The sequence below is a fragment of the Mesorhizobium sp. WSM4847 genome (assembly GCF_055811335.1).
The window spans coordinates 23,148-38,854 of the sequence record NZ_JBVVPY010000028.1; the positions used below are offsets into that span (position 1 = coordinate 23,148).

Annotated in this window: 15 protein-coding genes; 9 read left to right on the forward strand and 6 right to left on the reverse strand. The window is 63.1% G+C overall.

Annotated features, from left to right (window positions below; all coding sequences use genetic code 11):
- Positions 1–29: 29 nt before the first annotated feature.
- Positions 30–1,040 carry an ABC transporter substrate-binding protein gene (locus tag AC0L28_RS29440; RefSeq protein ID WP_023798264.1) on the forward strand — a complete coding sequence of 337 codons (1,011 nt, stop codon included), beginning with the start codon at positions 30–32 and terminating at the stop codon, positions 1,038–1,040.
- A gap of 39 nt (positions 1,041–1,079) precedes the next feature.
- Here the strand turns inward: AC0L28_RS29440 and AC0L28_RS29445 are convergent, their stop codons facing one another.
- Positions 1,080–1,499 (reverse strand): hypothetical protein, encoded by a 420-nt coding sequence (locus AC0L28_RS29445; protein WP_373420402.1) that lies wholly within the window; start codon positions 1,497–1,499, stop codon positions 1,080–1,082.
- Between the two features lie 103 nt (positions 1,500–1,602).
- On the opposite strand from AC0L28_RS29445, the gene AC0L28_RS29450 reads away from it, so the two are divergent.
- From AC0L28_RS29450 to AC0L28_RS29485, 8 genes are all read left to right on the forward strand, one after another.
- Positions 1,603–2,631, forward strand: coding sequence for a putative B6 ABC transporter substrate-binding protein (locus tag AC0L28_RS29450; RefSeq protein WP_287193466.1), 1,029 nt, complete (start codon positions 1,603–1,605; stop codon positions 2,629–2,631).
- 78 nt (positions 2,632–2,709) lie between these two features.
- Positions 2,710–4,278, forward strand: coding sequence for a putative B6 ABC transporter ATP-binding protein (locus AC0L28_RS29455; protein WP_473481724.1), 1,569 nt, complete (start codon positions 2,710–2,712; stop codon positions 4,276–4,278).
- The gene (locus tag AC0L28_RS29460) at positions 4,275–5,372 is read left to right on the forward strand and encodes a putative B6 ABC transporter permease subunit 2 (protein ID WP_473481726.1); all 1,098 of its coding nucleotides are present in this window, start codon (positions 4,275–4,277) and stop codon (positions 5,370–5,372) included. Before AC0L28_RS29455 ends, AC0L28_RS29460 begins: the two co-directional genes overlap by 4 nt.
- A gap of 4 nt (positions 5,373–5,376) precedes the next feature.
- The gene (locus AC0L28_RS29465; RefSeq protein WP_023798259.1) at positions 5,377–6,312 is read left to right on the forward strand and encodes a putative B6 ABC transporter permease subunit 1; all 936 of its coding nucleotides are present in this window, start codon (positions 5,377–5,379) and stop codon (positions 6,310–6,312) included.
- A gap of 48 nt (positions 6,313–6,360) precedes the next feature.
- Positions 6,361–7,167: a 4-pyridoxolactonase gene (gene pldA, locus AC0L28_RS29470; RefSeq protein WP_473481728.1), complete on the forward strand. Its 807-nt coding sequence runs from the start codon at positions 6,361–6,363 to the stop codon at positions 7,165–7,167.
- Positions 7,168–7,193: 26 nt separating this feature from the next.
- Positions 7,194–8,372 (forward strand): pyridoxamine--pyruvate transaminase, encoded by a 1,179-nt coding sequence (ppaT, locus tag AC0L28_RS29475; RefSeq protein WP_473481729.1) that lies wholly within the window; start codon positions 7,194–7,196, stop codon positions 8,370–8,372.
- A 31-nt stretch (positions 8,373–8,403) separates the two neighbouring features.
- Positions 8,404–9,150 carry a pyridoxal 4-dehydrogenase, SDR-type gene (gene pldH, locus AC0L28_RS29480; RefSeq protein ID WP_473481731.1) on the forward strand — a complete coding sequence of 249 codons (747 nt, stop codon included), beginning with the start codon at positions 8,404–8,406 and terminating at the stop codon, positions 9,148–9,150.
- A gap of 270 nt (positions 9,151–9,420) precedes the next feature.
- On the forward strand, positions 9,421–9,654 hold the full coding sequence (locus tag AC0L28_RS29485; RefSeq protein WP_244529057.1) for a hypothetical protein: 234 nt from the start codon (positions 9,421–9,423) through the stop codon (positions 9,652–9,654).
- 13 nt (positions 9,655–9,667) lie between these two features.
- Here the strand turns inward: AC0L28_RS29485 and AC0L28_RS29490 are convergent, their stop codons facing one another.
- The 5 genes from AC0L28_RS29490 to AC0L28_RS29510 all read right to left on the reverse strand — a co-directional run bounded on the left by AC0L28_RS29490 (position 9,668) and on the right by AC0L28_RS29510 (position 15,630).
- Positions 9,668–10,912, reverse strand: coding sequence for a multidrug effflux MFS transporter (locus tag AC0L28_RS29490; RefSeq protein WP_473481733.1), 1,245 nt, complete (start codon positions 10,910–10,912; stop codon positions 9,668–9,670).
- A gap of 110 nt (positions 10,913–11,022) precedes the next feature.
- Positions 11,023–11,358: a Grx4 family monothiol glutaredoxin gene (gene grxD, locus AC0L28_RS29495; protein ID WP_023798253.1), complete on the reverse strand. Its 336-nt coding sequence runs from the start codon at positions 11,356–11,358 to the stop codon at positions 11,023–11,025.
- Positions 11,359–11,533: 175 nt separating this feature from the next.
- Positions 11,534–11,767 carry a BolA/IbaG family iron-sulfur metabolism protein gene (locus tag AC0L28_RS29500; protein ID WP_023798252.1) on the reverse strand — a complete coding sequence of 78 codons (234 nt, stop codon included), beginning with the start codon at positions 11,765–11,767 and terminating at the stop codon, positions 11,534–11,536.
- 80 nt (positions 11,768–11,847) lie between these two features.
- On the reverse strand, positions 11,848–14,088 hold the full coding sequence (gene purL, locus AC0L28_RS29505) for a phosphoribosylformylglycinamidine synthase subunit PurL (protein WP_473481735.1): 2,241 nt from the start codon (positions 14,086–14,088) through the stop codon (positions 11,848–11,850).
- A 129-nt stretch (positions 14,089–14,217) separates the two neighbouring features.
- On the reverse strand, positions 14,218–15,630 hold the full coding sequence (locus AC0L28_RS29510; RefSeq protein WP_473481737.1) for an aminotransferase-like domain-containing protein: 1,413 nt from the start codon (positions 15,628–15,630) through the stop codon (positions 14,218–14,220).
- Positions 15,631–15,707: the final 77 nt, after the last annotated feature.

The following is a 15,707-nucleotide window of genomic DNA, read 5'->3' on the forward strand; positions in this document are numbered from 1 at the left end:
TTTCGAACAACCAAAAAAGGGAACAGACAATGCTGAGACGCTCTCTTATCAAGGCAGCCACCTTTGCGGCGTTTGTCGGCGCGCTTGGCTTCTCGAACGCGGCGCTGGCGGCGGACACGGTCAACGTCCAGCTCGACTGGGTGGTGCGCGGCAATCACGCCATGTTCTTTGTCGGCATGGAAAAAGGCTTCTTCGCCAAGAACGACATCGATGTGAGCGAGGTCCGCAAAGGGTCCGGCTCGCCTGACGCCATGCGGCTGGTGGGTAACGGCAACGCTGAATTCGGCTTCGGCGATCTTCCCACGCTTGCCGTGGCAAGGTCGCAGAATGTTCCCGTCGTGGCGCTCGCGGCGGTCAACCAGCAGTCGCCGCTGGGCATTATTTCGCTCGCCAAGACGCTCAAGCTGACCAAGCCTTCAGACCTCAAAGGCCTGACCATCGGCATCCACCCGGCGGGCTCCACCTACATTTTCTTCAGGGGCTTCCTGGCTGCCAACGGCATGAGCGAGAAGGACATGACGCTCAACAGCGTCTCGCCGCCGTACGAAAGCTACCTGCTGCTCGGACGGGTCCAGACGGTCGTCGGTTATCTCGACGCCGAAGTGCCAGAACTTGAAGCCAAGGCTGGCGGCCCAGGGTCGCTGAGCATCATGCTCGGCGCGGATCACGGCTGGAAGGCCTATGGCTCGGGACTGTTCACCTCGGAAGCGATGATCAAGGACAATGCCGATGTCGTGCGCCGCTTCGTGAAGGCCTACAGGGAGGCTTTCGACTATGTCGCGGCCCATCCGGAAGAAGCTGCCGAAATCACTGCCAAGGCCGTTCCTGGCTATGCGGAGAAGAAGGATGTGCTGCTGGCCCAGCTCAAGGCCGACATAGCTTCGACGTTCAACAGCCCGGCGACGAAGGAACACGGCCTCGGCTGGATGACGAAGACCCAATGGGAAGAGACCTTGAAGACGCTGACGGATCAGGGCGTGCTCAAAACGGCCCTGTCGGCCGACGACGTCTTCACCGACAAATTCCTGGCGGCAGAGTGAAGGTCGGGGGCGGTGTCTGACCTGGCAAAAAGCGAGCGTCTACCGGCAGACCAGCCTGTCGTCCGCTCTGCTGCAGGTCACGGCCATTTGCCCCTTTCTTCCACTGGTCCGGTCGAGCACGATTTGCACGCGCGTGGCGTATGCCTGTCTGGCGAGGCCGCACCACAGCCGCTCGACGGGCAGGTTTTCGCGCTTGTCGTTGAGGATCGCAAATGTCCCGGTTTCTGGATCGAACCACAGCTCGACACGGGCGCTCTTGCCAGGCGCCGCGGTGGCGATCGTGGCCGAATACCAGTGGGCGAAGTCTGCATTGCAGGAAAGCGCCTCACGCCCCGCATTCGAGATCGTCAGCGGCACCGGATCGAGCCCTTCGGTGCCGGTTCGCACAGTGATGTGCCGCAATTCAACCGCGTTGGCGAACGATGTGAACGCCAGAATTATCGGAAGAATGTATCGCACAACCACCTTGCCTGAACTCCGTGTGGAATTGTTCAGGCAGTCTACCTCGCTTTTGCGCAATAACAATAAGAATATCTTGGGTCAACCGAACAGAGAGGGTAACATGTCTAAGTTCCTGAAGGGTAGCGTAAGCGCTGTTATATTAAGCGGCCTCTTGCTGGGTAATGCACTTGCCGCCGAAGTCAAGTCCATTGCCATCCTGACGCCGGAAGAAGGCACCGATTATGGCTGGAACCAGCAAGGCATCGACGCTGCCAAGGCAGCGGCCAAAGCTGCCGGTGTCGAGATAGTGACGGCGCAGGGGCTCGGCTATGGCGACGTGCGCCCGACATTGCGCGAACTGGCGGCCGACGGCGCCAGCCTGTTGATTGCCCATGCCAGCGGGTACAACACCGCGGCTCCCGAAATCGCCAAGGAAACCAAGGTGCCAGTGGCGATCGTCGACACGCCGACCGGCCTGGAGGCTGGGCTCGTCGCAGACTACACGCTGAGCGGTCACGAAGGCGCGTACCTTGCCGGCCGTCTCGCCGCCAAGATGTCGCGTTCCAAGTCGGTCGGCATCGTCGTGTCCGGCGAGCCTCCGTCGTGGAACTCGCAGTCGGCGGCGTTCGCGCAAGGTGTGAAGGCCGAGAACCCGGACGTCAAGGTCACCTATGCGGTGATCGGACCCGCCGCCTACAGCGATGCGGCCGGCGGCAAGCGCGTTACCGAAAGCGTGATCGCATCGGGCGCCGACATCATCTTCGGCCAGGGCAACGGCTCGAGCTTCGGCATGCTGCAGGCGGTCGAGACGACCAAGGCCGGCGATGGCGGCAAGGTCTATTTCATCGACGTCATCGGCGACAAGACGCCGATCGACAAAGGCTTCCTGCTGTCGTCGGTGGTTTGGAACATCGAGCCGGTCTATGCGGCGATGATCGCCGACCTCAAGGCCGACACGTTCGGCACCAAGAGCTACTCGATCGGCCTCAAGGACGATTCGGTCAAGCTTCTGAAAACCGCTGCGATCCCGGACAATGTATGGGCGGAGATCCAGACGCTGCGCGAGGACATCATTTCCGGCAAGACCAAGGTCGATCCGGTCTATGATGCAGCAGCAGTCAGGGCGCTGATGACCAGCGTCGCCCAGTAAGGCGCTTCAATGCAGACTTCCGGAGGGGTGACAATTCACCCCGCCGGACCGATTTCATGTTTTCAAGGCCTTGGCTTCATGAGTAGTGCGACCTCATTGTCGGTCGACAAGCGCGACATCGTCGCGCTTGAAGGCGTGACCAAGCGGTTTCCCGGCGTCGTCGCCAACGACAGCGTCGATCTGGCGATCCGTCCGGGTGAAGTGCATGTGCTGCTCGGTGAAAACGGCGCCGGAAAATCCACCTTGATCGGCATGCTGTCCGGCCTGCAGCAGCCGGACGAGGGCCGCATACTGGTCGACGGCGAGCCTATCGCGATCACCTCGCCGCGCCATGCGCTGGCGCTCGGCATCGGAACCGTATTCCAGCACGTGATGCTGGTGCCGACGCTGACGGTCGCGCAAAACCTGTTGCTCGGCGGCCCGTGGTGGCAGCGGCCCAAGACCGAGGAGCTGGAAGTGCGCGTCGCCGAAATCACCAGGGCGCTCGGTATCACGGTCAAGCTGCATGCCAAGGTTTCGGAACTCTCGCTCGGCGAACAGCAGCAGGTCGAGATCCTGCGCGCGATGGTGCGCAACAGCCGGCTTCTGATCCTCGACGAGTCGACCTCGATGCTGACGCCGAAGGGCATCGATGAACTGGGCGCGCTGATGCGCCGCCTTGTCGAGCAGGGGCTGGCGATCGTCTTCATCACCCATAAGCTCAAGGAGGCGGCGGCTTTCGGCGATCGAATCTCGGTGCTGAAACTCGGCCGCAAGGTCGGCGAAATTCCTCCCGAGCGGTTTCGCGCGCTAGGCGAGCAGGCGATCGTTTCGGAGATCGTCGAATTGATGTTCGGCAAGCAGAAAGACGACCCGGAAGCGTCCGAGCGTCCGGTTCGCACCATTCACGCCGGAGCGGCTCCGCTGCTTCAGGTCCATGAACTCGCGGTCGCATCGACAGACGACGCGCCGGGCCTGTTATCGATTTCGTTCGACATCCGTCCAGGCGAGCTGCTGGGCATCGCTGGTATCGACGGCAATGGCCAGAAGCAACTGGCGGAAGCGCTGGCTGGCCAGCGGGCGACGGTGAGCGGTTCGGTGCGGCTGCAGGGCGCGCCCATCGAGGCGCTGAGCGTCGGAGAACGCCGTGAGCGAGGCCTTCGCTACCTGACCGACGACCGGCTCGGCGAGGGCACGGTCGGGACTTTTCCGGTCTCGATCAACTTCTTCCTCAAGCAGGTGGGCGCCGCTCCCTTCTGGCGCAACGGCGTCGAGCAGCGCGCTGAAATCGACAAGCGCGCCGCTCAGCTCGTCCGCGAATACGACGTGCGCACGCCCAGCCTGAAAACGCCGGTCGCCCGGCTCTCCGGCGGCAATATCCAGAAGGTGCTGCTGGCGCGCGAACTCGCCGAAGGCGCAAAAGTGGTGATCTTCAACAAGCCGACCTATGGGCTCGATCTCGCCAACACATTGGCTTCGCGCCAGCGAATCCGCGATACGGCGGCACGCGGCCTTGCCGTGCTGCTCATCTCCACCGACCTGGAGGAGTTGCTCAGCATGTGCGACCGCATCGCCGTCATCTCGAACGGCTCGCTGGTCGGCACGGTCGAGAATGTCGGCGATGCCCGCTCCAAGATCGGTCGCTTGATGATCGGACTTGCCGCATGAGCATCGACACCGTCCCAGCCGCCGGCGCAACCGCACTCGATGCCACGGCTGCTGTGGTCACGCGCCGCGATATCCAGCATCGGCTGCTGATGACCATCGGCCCTATACTGGCCGCGCTTATCATCGCCGGCTGCATCCTGCTTGCCGTCGGCGTCGACCCGCTTGCCTATTATGGCTTTGTGCTCGAGAGAGGGCTTTTGTCGCCGCTCGGCATCCAGCAGACGCTGACGCGCATGGCGCCGCTGCTGTTTCTTGCCGCTGGCCTGATCGTGGCCTTTCGCGCCGGCATGTGGAATCTCGGCGGCGATGGCCAGTTCCTGCTCGGCGCGGTAACGGCCGCCGCCAGCGCGCCGCTCTTCGTGGAAGTCATGCCTGCCTGGCTGGCGCTGATTTGCTCGTTTGTCATCGCCATGGCGGTTGCGATGCTCTGGTCGCTGGTGCCGGCCCTTTTGCGGGCCTATCAGGGCGTCAACGAGATCATCACCACGCTGATGATGACGTTCCTGGGCACCTCGCTTGCCAATGTGCTGGTCAAGCTGGTGTTTCGCGATCCGGGCACGACCGTGCCGCAGACCCGCACCTTGCCGGTCGAGGACCGGCTGCCGCGTCTGCTCGACACGACCATCACCAGCGGCCTGCTTCTGGGACTGGCGGCGATCATCACCGTACATCTGGTGATGACGCGCACGGCCTTCGGCCTTAAGCTGAGGATCGTCGGGGCCAACCCACGCGCGGCCATCCATGCGGGGCTCGGCGTGCCGAAGCTCACCATTGCCGTCTTCGCCATTTCGGCCGGGCTGGCCGGACTTGCCGGCGCTGTCGATATCCTCGGCGTCCAGGGTAACGTCCGCGCCGACTGGAACCCCGCTTATGGGCTGGCGGTCATTCCCGTCGTGTTCCTCGCCCGCATGAACGGTTTTGCCGCCATCGGTTTCGTGTTCCTGCTTTCGGTGCTGTCGATTGGCGGCGAGAGCGCGGCCCGCCGCCTCGGCGTGCCCAATCATTTCACGCTGGTGCTGGTCTCCATCGTGCTGATCGTGCTCGCGCTCGCCGAATACATCGATCACCGCTACAATCAGTCGCGGAGGGCCTGAAGTTATGACCGGGCTGTTCAGCGAAGTCTTTCTCAGCGCGCTTTTGTTTGGCGCCGTCACCGCGGCGATCCCGCTGCTGCTGGCTGGCCTCGGCGAACAGATGTCCGAAAGGGCCGGCGTGCTCAACATCGGCATCGAAGGCATGATGCTGGCCGGCGCCTATCTCGGCTTCGTCGGCGCCTTCTATTCCGGATCGCTGTGGCTGGGCTTTCTCACCGGCGCCGGCGGCGGTATCGCCGTGGCGCTGGTCATGGCGCTGCTTTGCGTGCGCATCGGCTTGAACCAGATCGTCATCGGCATAGCGCTGACATTGGGACTTGAAGGCCTGACGGCGCTGCTCCACCATTTCCAGTTTTCGCGCAGCTATCCCCGCCTGCCAGCGGTGGATGTGACCGTCATTCCGTTGCTGTCGGGCATTCCGGTGATCGGGCCGGCGTTGTTCAGGCAGCATCTGATCGTCTACCTGGCGGTAGCACTGGTTTTCGCCATGGGCTACATCTATCGGCGCACGCAGCTCGGCCTGAACCTGCAGGCGGCGGGCGACAAGCCGGCCGCGCTTGACGTCGCCGGCATCGACGTCGCACGAACCCGCACCATCGCCGTGCTGACGACTGGAGCGCTGGCAGGGCTTGGCGGCGCCTTTCTCGCCAATGTCGGCGCCGGCCTGTTCATTCCCTTCATCACCAATGGCGCGGGCTTTCTCGGAATCGTGCTGGCCATGCTGGCGCGTGGTCGCCCGGTCTGGGTGCTGTTCGGTGCCTTGTTGTTCGGCGTGTGCCTGTCGCTGACGACAGCCATGCAGGTGGCCGGCATCAACATACCAACCGACGTCATCCAGATGCTGCCGTTCCTGGCGGTGATGATCATGCTGGTTCTGTTCGGCCGGCGGGCCAGCCTGCCGGCAGCGCTCGGCATTCCATACGAGCGCGGCGTGCGCTGATCCGGTTCAGGCGCGGACGGGACCCGCGCCAACAGAGGAGAGAACAAAATGTCGGATACCAAGGTCTACCTGCTCGATGGTGGCTCGCTCGTTCTCGACGGCTATCACGTGTTCTGGAATCGCGGCCCCGGCGGCGAAGTGCGCTTTCCCGTCTATTCGATCCTGATCGAGCATGCCGAGGGCCGGTTTCTCATCGACACCGGCTACGACTACGACCACGTCATGAAGGTGCTGCCTTTCGAAAAGCCGATCCAGGAAAAGCACCAGACCATTCCCGGCGCCCTGGCGCTGCTCGGCCTCGAGCCGAAGGATATCGACGTCGTCGTCAACTCGCATTTCCACTTCGACCATTGCGGCGGCAACAAGTATTTTCCGCATGCCAACAAGATCTGTCATCGCACCGAGGTGCCGCAGGCCTGCAATCCTCAGCCTTTCGAGCACCTTGGCTATTCGGATCTGAGCTTTTCGGCGGAGGCTGCCGAAGCGCGTGGCGCGACCGCGCAATTGCTGGAGGGCACGACGCGGGCCAACTCGACCTTCGAGGGCATCGACGGCGATGTCGAGCTTGCCAGGGGGGTCAAATTGATCTCGACGCCCGGCCATTCTATCGGCCATTACAGCTTGCTGGTCGAATTTCCCAAGCGCAAGCCGATCATGTTCACCATCGATGCGGCCTACACGCAGAAGAGCCTTGAAACGCTGTGCCAGGCGGCCTTCCACATCGACCCGGTGGCGGGTGTCAACTCGATGCGCAAGGTGAAGAAGCTCGCCGAGGATTATGGGGCCGAGCTGATGTATTCGCACGACATGGAAAACTTCAAGACCTATCGGACCGGCACGCAATTCTACGGCTGACCGCCGCCAACGAAGAGACAAAGACCATGCGCTATCTCGAACACGCCGAACCGGTCATCACGCTCACCGCCGGGCCGGTGAACGCCTATCCCGATGTGCTGCGCGGCCTCGGCCGCACCGTGCTCTACGATTACGACCCGGCGTTCCAGCTCTTTTACGAGGCTGTGGTCGACAAGGCGCAGAAGGCGATGCGGCTGTCCAACAAGCCGGTCATTCTGCATGGCGAGCCGGTCCTTGGCCTGGAGGCCGCGGCAGCCTCCCTGATCACGCCAGACGACGTCGTGCTCAACCTTGCCTCGGGAGTCTACGGCAAGGGTTTTGGCTATTGGGCAAAGCGCTATTCGCCGCATCTGCTCGAAATCGAGGTGCCCTATAACGAGGCGATCGACCCGCAGGCGGTTGCGGCAATGCTGGAAGCGCATCCGGAAATCAGCATCGTTTCCGTCTGCCATCACGACACGCCGTCGGGCACCATCAACCCGATCGATGCCATCGGCGCGCTGGTTTCGGCGCATGGCGCCTATCTGATCATCGACGCCGTTTCGTCCTTCGGCGGCATGAAAACGCATCCGGAGGACTGCAAGGCCGACATTTATGTCACCGGCCCGAACAAATGCCTCGGCGCGCCTCCCGGGCTGACGATGATGGGCGTCAGCGAGCGGGCCTGGGCGAAAATGAAGGCCAATCCACTGGCGCCGCGCGCGTCGATGCTCAGCATCGTCGATTGGGAGCATGCGTGGTCGAAGGACAAGCCGTTTCCGTTCACGCCGTCCGTCGCGGAGATGAACGGGCTCGACGTCGCGCTCGACCTCTACCTCAATGAGGGACCGGCGGCGGTGTGGGCGCGCCACGCGCTCACCGCCAAGGCCATGCGCGCCGGCGTCGCCGCGCTGGGTCTGTCGATCTGGGCGGCCAGCGACATCATCGCATCGCCGACCACGACTGCCGTCCGGACGCCCGAAGGCATCGACGAGGAGGCGCTTCGCCAGGCTGCGCGCGCCCGTTACGGCGTGGTGTTCTCGTCGGGCCGGGGCGAGACATTGGGCAAGTTGACGCGCATCGGCCATATGGGCCCGACCGCCCAGCCGATCTATGCGATCGCGGCGCTGACGGCACTTGGCGGCGCGATGAGTGCTTTGGGCGAAAAGCTCGCGGTCGGCAAAGGCATCGACGCGGCGCTCGCCGTTATCGACGCCGACGCCTGAGATGAAGTCACAGATCACATGGAGCACGGAAATGACTGAACGGCTTGCGGGAAAGACCGCCCTGGTTACCGGGGCCGCACAAGGCATCGGCAAGGCGATCGCCGCGCGCTTGGCCGCCGATGGCGCGACCGTCATCGTCAGCGACATCAATGCGGAAGGCGCCGAAGCGGCGGTGGCGGCGATCGGCGCAAAAGCGAAGGCGATCGCCGCCGACATTTCCGATCCGGCATCCGTCAAGGCGCTGTTCGCCGAGATCCAGGCACTGACCGGTGGCATCGATATCCTGGTCAACAACGCCAGCATCGTGCCCTTCGTCGCCTGGGACGATGTCGACCTCGACCATTGGCGCAAGATCATCGACGTCAATCTGACCGGAACCTTCATCGTCAGCCGCGCGGCAACGGACCAGATGCGTGCCGCCGGCAAGGCCGGCCGGGTGATCAGCATCGCCTCCAACAGCTTCTTTGCCGGCACGCCGAACATGGCGGCCTATGTCGCGGCCAAGGGCGGCGTCGTCGGCTTCACCAGGGCGCTCGCCACAGAACTCGGCAAATACAACATCACCGCCAACGCGGTGACGCCGGGCCTGATCGAGAGCGATGGGGTCAAGGCGAGCCCGCACAACGAGGCGTTCGGCTTCGTCGAGATGCTGCAGGCTATGAAAGGCAAAGGGCAGCCGGAACATATCGCCGATGTGGTGTCGTTCCTGGCCTCGGATGACGCACGCTGGATCACCGGCCAGACGCTGAATGTCGACGCCGGCATGGTGCGTCACTAAAGCGCCGACGTCTGAAAGGATCCATCCGCAGCGCTGATACTCGATGGAAGCTTTAGTCGAAAATTTCGATTACATTTATCCGCGCGAAACCGGAGACCCGAGATGAAACCTCGGTCCGCAATTGTCGCCCTTACCCTTGCCCTGGTTGCCGGGCCTAACGCGGCAACATCGCGGGAGCGCGGCTGTCGCAGTCCCGAACCCGTCGACACCATAAACGAGATGTTCTCCGCGATCGTCGCCTGTTGGGAGCCGCCGCCCGGAACCGCGGGCATGACCCTGACGCTGCAGTTCTCAATTCGCCGAAACGGCACACTTATCGGCAAGCCTCGCGCCACCTACTCCCGTCTGGGGGATGATGGCAGCCTCAACCGGGCTTTCGTCGCTTCCGTCCTCGAGGCCCTCGACAAGGCTCTGCCACTGCCGGTTTCGGACAGGATGGGTGGGGCGATCGCAGGGCGTTTGCTGTTCCCTCGCTTCACCGCAGCGAGCGGGGATGAATCCTGAAAAGCGTTCGGCCTTAAACCGGCGGGTTCTGCGGCTGGAAGAATTTGCCGCGCTCGGCGATCAGCACCATCACCAATGCGCCAAGCGAAACGCTGCAGAATCCGGCGGCCAAGGGCGTCACCGTGCCGTTGAAGGCTTGGCCGATCAGCGTGCCGAGCACGCCGCCGAGGAAGGTCTGCATGAAGCCCAGAATGGACGACGCTGTCCCGGCCAACTGGCCGAGCGGCTCCATGGCGAGCGCGTTGAAATTCGCGCCGAGTGCGCCGAACGGGACCATCGTGCAGGCAAAGAAGGTGATGAAAAGCCAGAGCGGCATCTTCATCTGGATGGAAACGACCAGCCAGGCGAGGCTGATGGCCAGAAACAAGAGCAGCGCGCTTTGCGACAGGCGGCGCATGCCGATGCGGCCGACAAGGCGCGAATTCAGATAGCTCGAAAAGGAGAGCACGCCGGCGATCCCTGCGAAAATCAGCGGGAACATCTCGCCGACGCCGAAGACGTCGACATAGATCTGCTGCGCCGAGTTGATGAAGCCGAACATCGCACCGAAGGCAAAAGTGCTGGCGAAGGCATAGCATAGCGCGATGCGATTGGTCAGCACGATGCGGAAACCGCCAAGGACGGATGATGCCGTAAGCGGCCGGCGATATTCGGGATGCAGCGTTTCCGGCAGCCGCAGCAGCGCCCACGCCGACACGATCAGCGCCCCGGCCGCCATGGTGATGAAGATCCAGTGCCAGGAGGCAAACAGCATGATGAACTGGCCGATGCCTGGCGCCACCACCGGAATGGCCATGAACACCATGAAGATCAGCGACATCACCTCAGCCATGCGCCGGCCATCGAACGTGTCGCGCACGATCGAGACGGCGATGACGCGTGTGGCCGCGGCGCCGATGCCTTGCACCACCCGGCACAGGATAAGCGTAGCGAATGTCGGGGCGATCGCCGCCGCAATCGCCGCGGCGACATAGATGACCAGTCCGACGACGAGCGGAGCGCGGCGTCCGAAGCGGTCCGAGATCGGCCCGAAGAAGAGCTGTCCGCCGCCAAAGCCGAGAATGTACGCGGCAATCACATATTGGCGGTGGTTTTCATTTTCCACGCGCAGCGAGGCGCCGATCTGCTGCAGCGCCGGCAGCATGATGTCGATGGCCAGCGAGTTGAGCGCCATCAACGCCGCGCACAGCGCGATGAATTCCCAGCGCGGAATAGGCAAGGTTTCCGCCTGTTGCTGCGCTTCTGCATGCTGATCCACGGCAAAGTCCGATCTTCAAACGAAAAAGCGCCGGCGCACCGGCGCATTCATTCGTCTTGTGCCCCGATACCGGGGAGATAATCAGCTTGGCGAAGTGCCCTAAATGTCCGTCAGGCGGCGCCTTTGACGCTGACGCCCTTTTCGACGAGGAACGTCTGCAGTTCGCCTGCCTGGAACATCTCGCGGACGATGTCGCAACCGCCGACGAACTCACCCTTGACGTAGAGCTGAGGGATCGTCGGCCAGTTGGAGTATTCCTTGATACCTTGCCGCAGCTCGGCCGAGGTCAGCACGTCGACGCCCTTGTAGTCGGCCCCGATATAGTCGAGGATCTGCACGACCTGACCGGAAAATCCGCATTGCGGGAAACCGGGCGTGCCCTTCATGAAGAGAACGACGTCGTTGGCCTTCACTTCGCTGTCGATGTAGTCGTTGATACCGCTCATAGAAAATCCTTTCATGCCCGCGGGAGTCGGGCTCGAAACATTCCCTTTCAAATAAACCCATAGGTTGCCTGAAACAAGACGTTTGCCGCCCTCGTCACGCAAATGGCGCAAAGGATGGCCTGGGCCAAGAGCATCGGACGGCTATCTTCCCAAGCCAGCAAAGCCCTAAAAAAGCTTATTCCGGCACGCTGGTCTGCAGTGCGAGCGCGTGCAGCACGCCGCCCATATTGCCCTTCAGCGCGTCGTAAACCATCTGGTGCTGCTGGACGCGGCTTTTGCCGCGAAAGCTTTCGGCCACCACTTCGGCCGCATAATGGTCGCCGTCGCCGGCCAGGTCGCGAATCGTCACCTTGGCGTCCGGAATGCCTTCCTTGATCAACCGTTCGATGTCGTGCGCGTCCATTGCCATGCGAGGATTCCTTGTTCAGATCTCATAGATATGATCGAAACGGCGGATGAACCACACCGCAACGACCCCGTTCGATCAAATCAGGGGTCCACGACCTCATTTGCCATAAAGCGAGGAAACCAGGATTCGTGGGCGGCGGTCAATTCGCCGACAGGGATCGCCCGCGCCTCGCCGAGTTTCAGGTCGCTGCCGCCGGTCGAGCCGATCCACGGCGCGAAGATGCCGAGCTTGCTCTGCTGTTCGCGAATGGCGTCCCATTCCTCGCTTTGCGGATCGATCGACAGCGTCAAGAGGTAGCGGCCCTGATCCTCGCCGAACCAGACCGGGATCGGGTCGGTCCCGACCAGGCCGGGGACGGTCGCGCCGATGCCGGAGGCCATCGCCATCTCGGCCAGCGCAACGGCAATGCCGCCATCGGAAACGTCATGCGCCGATGTGACGACGCCGGAGGCGATCAGAGTGCGTACATGGTCGCCGACGCGCTTTTCATGGTCGAGGTCGACCGGCGGCGGCGGGCCGTCGGTGCGGCCATGAATGTCGCGCATATAGGCCGACTGGGCGAGATGCGTTCCCCACATCGATGGCGCGCCGACCAGCAGGATCATCTGGCCCTCGGCGGCAAAGCCGATCCGCGCCATCTGGGACCAGTCGGCGATCAGTCCGACGCCGCCGATGGTCGGCGTCGGCAAGATGCCTTGCCCGTTGGTTTCGTTGTAGAGCGAGACATTGCCGGAGACGATCGGAAAGCCGAGCGCGCGACAGGCGTCGCCGATGCCTTTCACGGCGCCGACCAACTGGCCCATGATCTCGGGTCGTTCCGGATTACCGAAATTGAGGTTGTCGGTGGCCGCGAGCGGCAGGGCGCCGGTGGCGGTAAGATTGCGCCAGCATTCGGCCACCGCCTGCTTGCCGCCCTCGTAAGGGTCGGCCTCGCAATAGCGCGGCGTCACGTCGGAGGAGAAGGCGAGCGCCTTGGTCGGATGGCCCTCGACGCGCACCACGCCGGCATCGCCACCCGGAAGCTGCAGCGAATTGCCCTGGATCAGCGTGTCGTATTGTTCCCATACCCAGCGGCGCGAGGACAGGTCGGGCCCGCCAAGCAGTTTCAGCAGCGCCTCGGCGACATCCGCTTGCGGTGCATCGCCGGCCGCCAGCGGCGCCGGCTTCTTCGGCTCGGTCCAGGGACGGTCATATTCCGGCGCCTGGTCGCCAAGGTCCTTGATCGGCAGATTGGCGACTTCGTCGCCCTGGTGCAGCACGCGAAAGCGCAGATCGTCGGTTGTCTTGCCGACGATGGCGAAGTCGAGGCCCCATTTGTGGAAGATCGCCTCGGCTTGCTTTTCCTTTTCGGGGCGCAGCACCATCAGCATGCGCTCCTGGCTCTCCGACAGCATCATCTCATAGGCGCTCATGCGCTCCTCGCGCACCGGCACCTTGTCGAGGTCGAGCTCGATGCCGAGGTCGCCCTTGGCGCCCATCTCGACCGCCGAGCAGGTGAGGCCGGCAGCACCCATGTCCTGGATGGCGATGACGGCACCGGACGCCATCAGTTCGAGGCAGGCTTCGAGCAGGCATTTTTCGGTGAACGGGTCGCCGACCTGAACGGTGGGCCGCTTCTCGTCGATCCTGTCGTCGAATTCGGCCGAGGCCATGGTGGCGCCGCCGACACCGTCGCGGCCGGTCTTGGCGCCGAGATAGACGACCGGCAGACCGACGCCCTTGGCTTCCGACAGGAAGATCGCATCGGTCGTGGCCAGCCCCGCCGCAAAGGCGTTGACCAGGATGTTGCCATTGTAGCGCGCGTCGAAATTGACTTCGCCGCCGACCGTCGGCACGCCGAAGGAATTGCCGTAGCCGCCGACGCCGGCAACGACGCCGGCAACCAGGTGCCTGGTCTTGGGATGGTTCGGCGCGCCGAAGCGCAGCGCGTTCATTGCCGCGATCGGCCGCGCGCCCATGGTGAAGACATCGCGCAGGATGCCGCCGACGCCGGTCGCCGCACCCTGATAGGGCTCGATGAAGGAGGGGTGGTTGTGGCTCTCCATCTTGAAGACGACGCAGTCGCCGTCGCCGATATCGACCACGCCGGCATTCTCGCCCGGACCCTGGATGACCTGCGGCCCGGTGGTGGGCAGCGTGCGCAGCCACTTTTTCGAGGATTTATACGAGCAGTGCTCGTTCCACATCGCCGAAAAGATGCCGAGCTCGGTAAAGCTCGGCTCGCGCCCGACCAGATCGAGGATGCGCTGATATTCGTCGGGCTTCAGCCCGTGCGCGGCAACGAGTTCCGGAGTGATCGGCACGGAATTGGAAATGGTCATGGGCGGCAATTTATGTCCTTGGGATCGAGTCCCGTCTTATCGCAAGCTTTGCAGCCGATACACCCATCAAGCGACAAAAACGATGCAGTAGCGAAAGATCGCCACTCGGCCCGCCGGTTTCAAGCCGGTTCAGGAGAAACTGTCGTAGCCGGCTCGGCCCTCGTCCAGCAGCCGCCGGATCACGCCGACACCGCCCGCGATGTCCTCGCGTCGCTCCGGCTGTGAAACCCCAAACCGCACGCCGTGAAAAACCTGCTCGGAACGGCCGGCCTTGAACTCGTCCTCATCGTCGATGAGCACGCCATGTTCGAGACAGGCGTTCTTGAAGGTGCCGGAAAGCCATGGATCGGGCAGGGTGAGCCAGATGAAGGGCACATTGTCTAGTGCGTTGAAGTCGAACCCGGCTAGTGTCTCGCGCACGATCGCCACGCGCGCGTTGATCTCGACGATGCTGCGCTTGCGCATCTCGCTGGCCTGGCCGGACAGAACCAGTCTGCTACACAGTTCCGCCAGCAGGAAGGGGAGGCCGCCCGTCAGCATCTTGTGAGCGACCCGGATGCGGTGACGATAGGCCGGCGGACAGGCGAGCCAGCCGCCGCGAACGCCGGCCGCAACCGATTTCGACAGGCCGCCGGCGACGATGGTCCGTTCGGGGGCATATTCGGCCAGGAGCGGCGTCGGGTCGTCGGTCAGATCGCCATAGAGATCGTCCTCGATCAGGATGACATTGTATTCGCGCGCGATGCGGGCGATGGCCTCACGGCGCGTTGCCGACAGCGTCACCAATGTAGGGTTCTTGGCCGTCGGCATCAAGAACATCATTTTCGGGTGTTTTTGCGCGCAGACGCGCTCGAAATCCTCCGGATCGAGCCCTTCCGCGTCCGACGTCACCAGCGCGGTGCGGCGGCCGATCAGGCCGGCGCTGCGAGAAATCTGCGAATAGGTGAGGTGCTCGAAGACGATATAGTCGCCGGGCGTGGTCAGCGCGGCAATCGCCGCCATAACCGCGGCATGGGTGCCGAGCGTCGGAACGATGCCATCGGGGCTTGGGCGAAACGAATTTCGCGACAGCCAGCTGCAGCCGGCCTCGACCCAGCGGTTGGGAAAATCCCGCGTATAGCTTGAAATCTCGTACGGATGCTCCTGCGCCGTGCGCGAAAGCACATCGGCGACAATGGCGCCCTGGCCGGTATCAGGCGCAGCTGTGCTGTCGAAGCGCAGTTTGCCGCGAGGCGCATCGATATAGCGCGTGCCTTCCACCTGCGGGTCGGGCGCCAGCAGATCGGTCTTGGTGTCATGCCGGCCAAGCACATAGGTTCCGCGTCCGACTTCGCCGCTCACCAGGCCCCGCTCGCGCAACAATTGGTAGGCCCTGCCGACCGTGCCGACGGTCGTGCCGATGTCGTATGCCAGATCGCGCTGCGGCGGCAATTTTGCCCCGGCGGCGATCAAGCCACGGTCGATGTCCGTTTCGATGGAATCTGCAAGCCGCTGATAGAGCGGCCCGGAGCCGGCGGAAAGGTCGGGAAGCCAATTTGTCATAGTGACAATTTTCTATATTGCACCGTTTTGAGAGTCAATACATATGTGACCGCGCAACAAATAGATACAATCTCGAA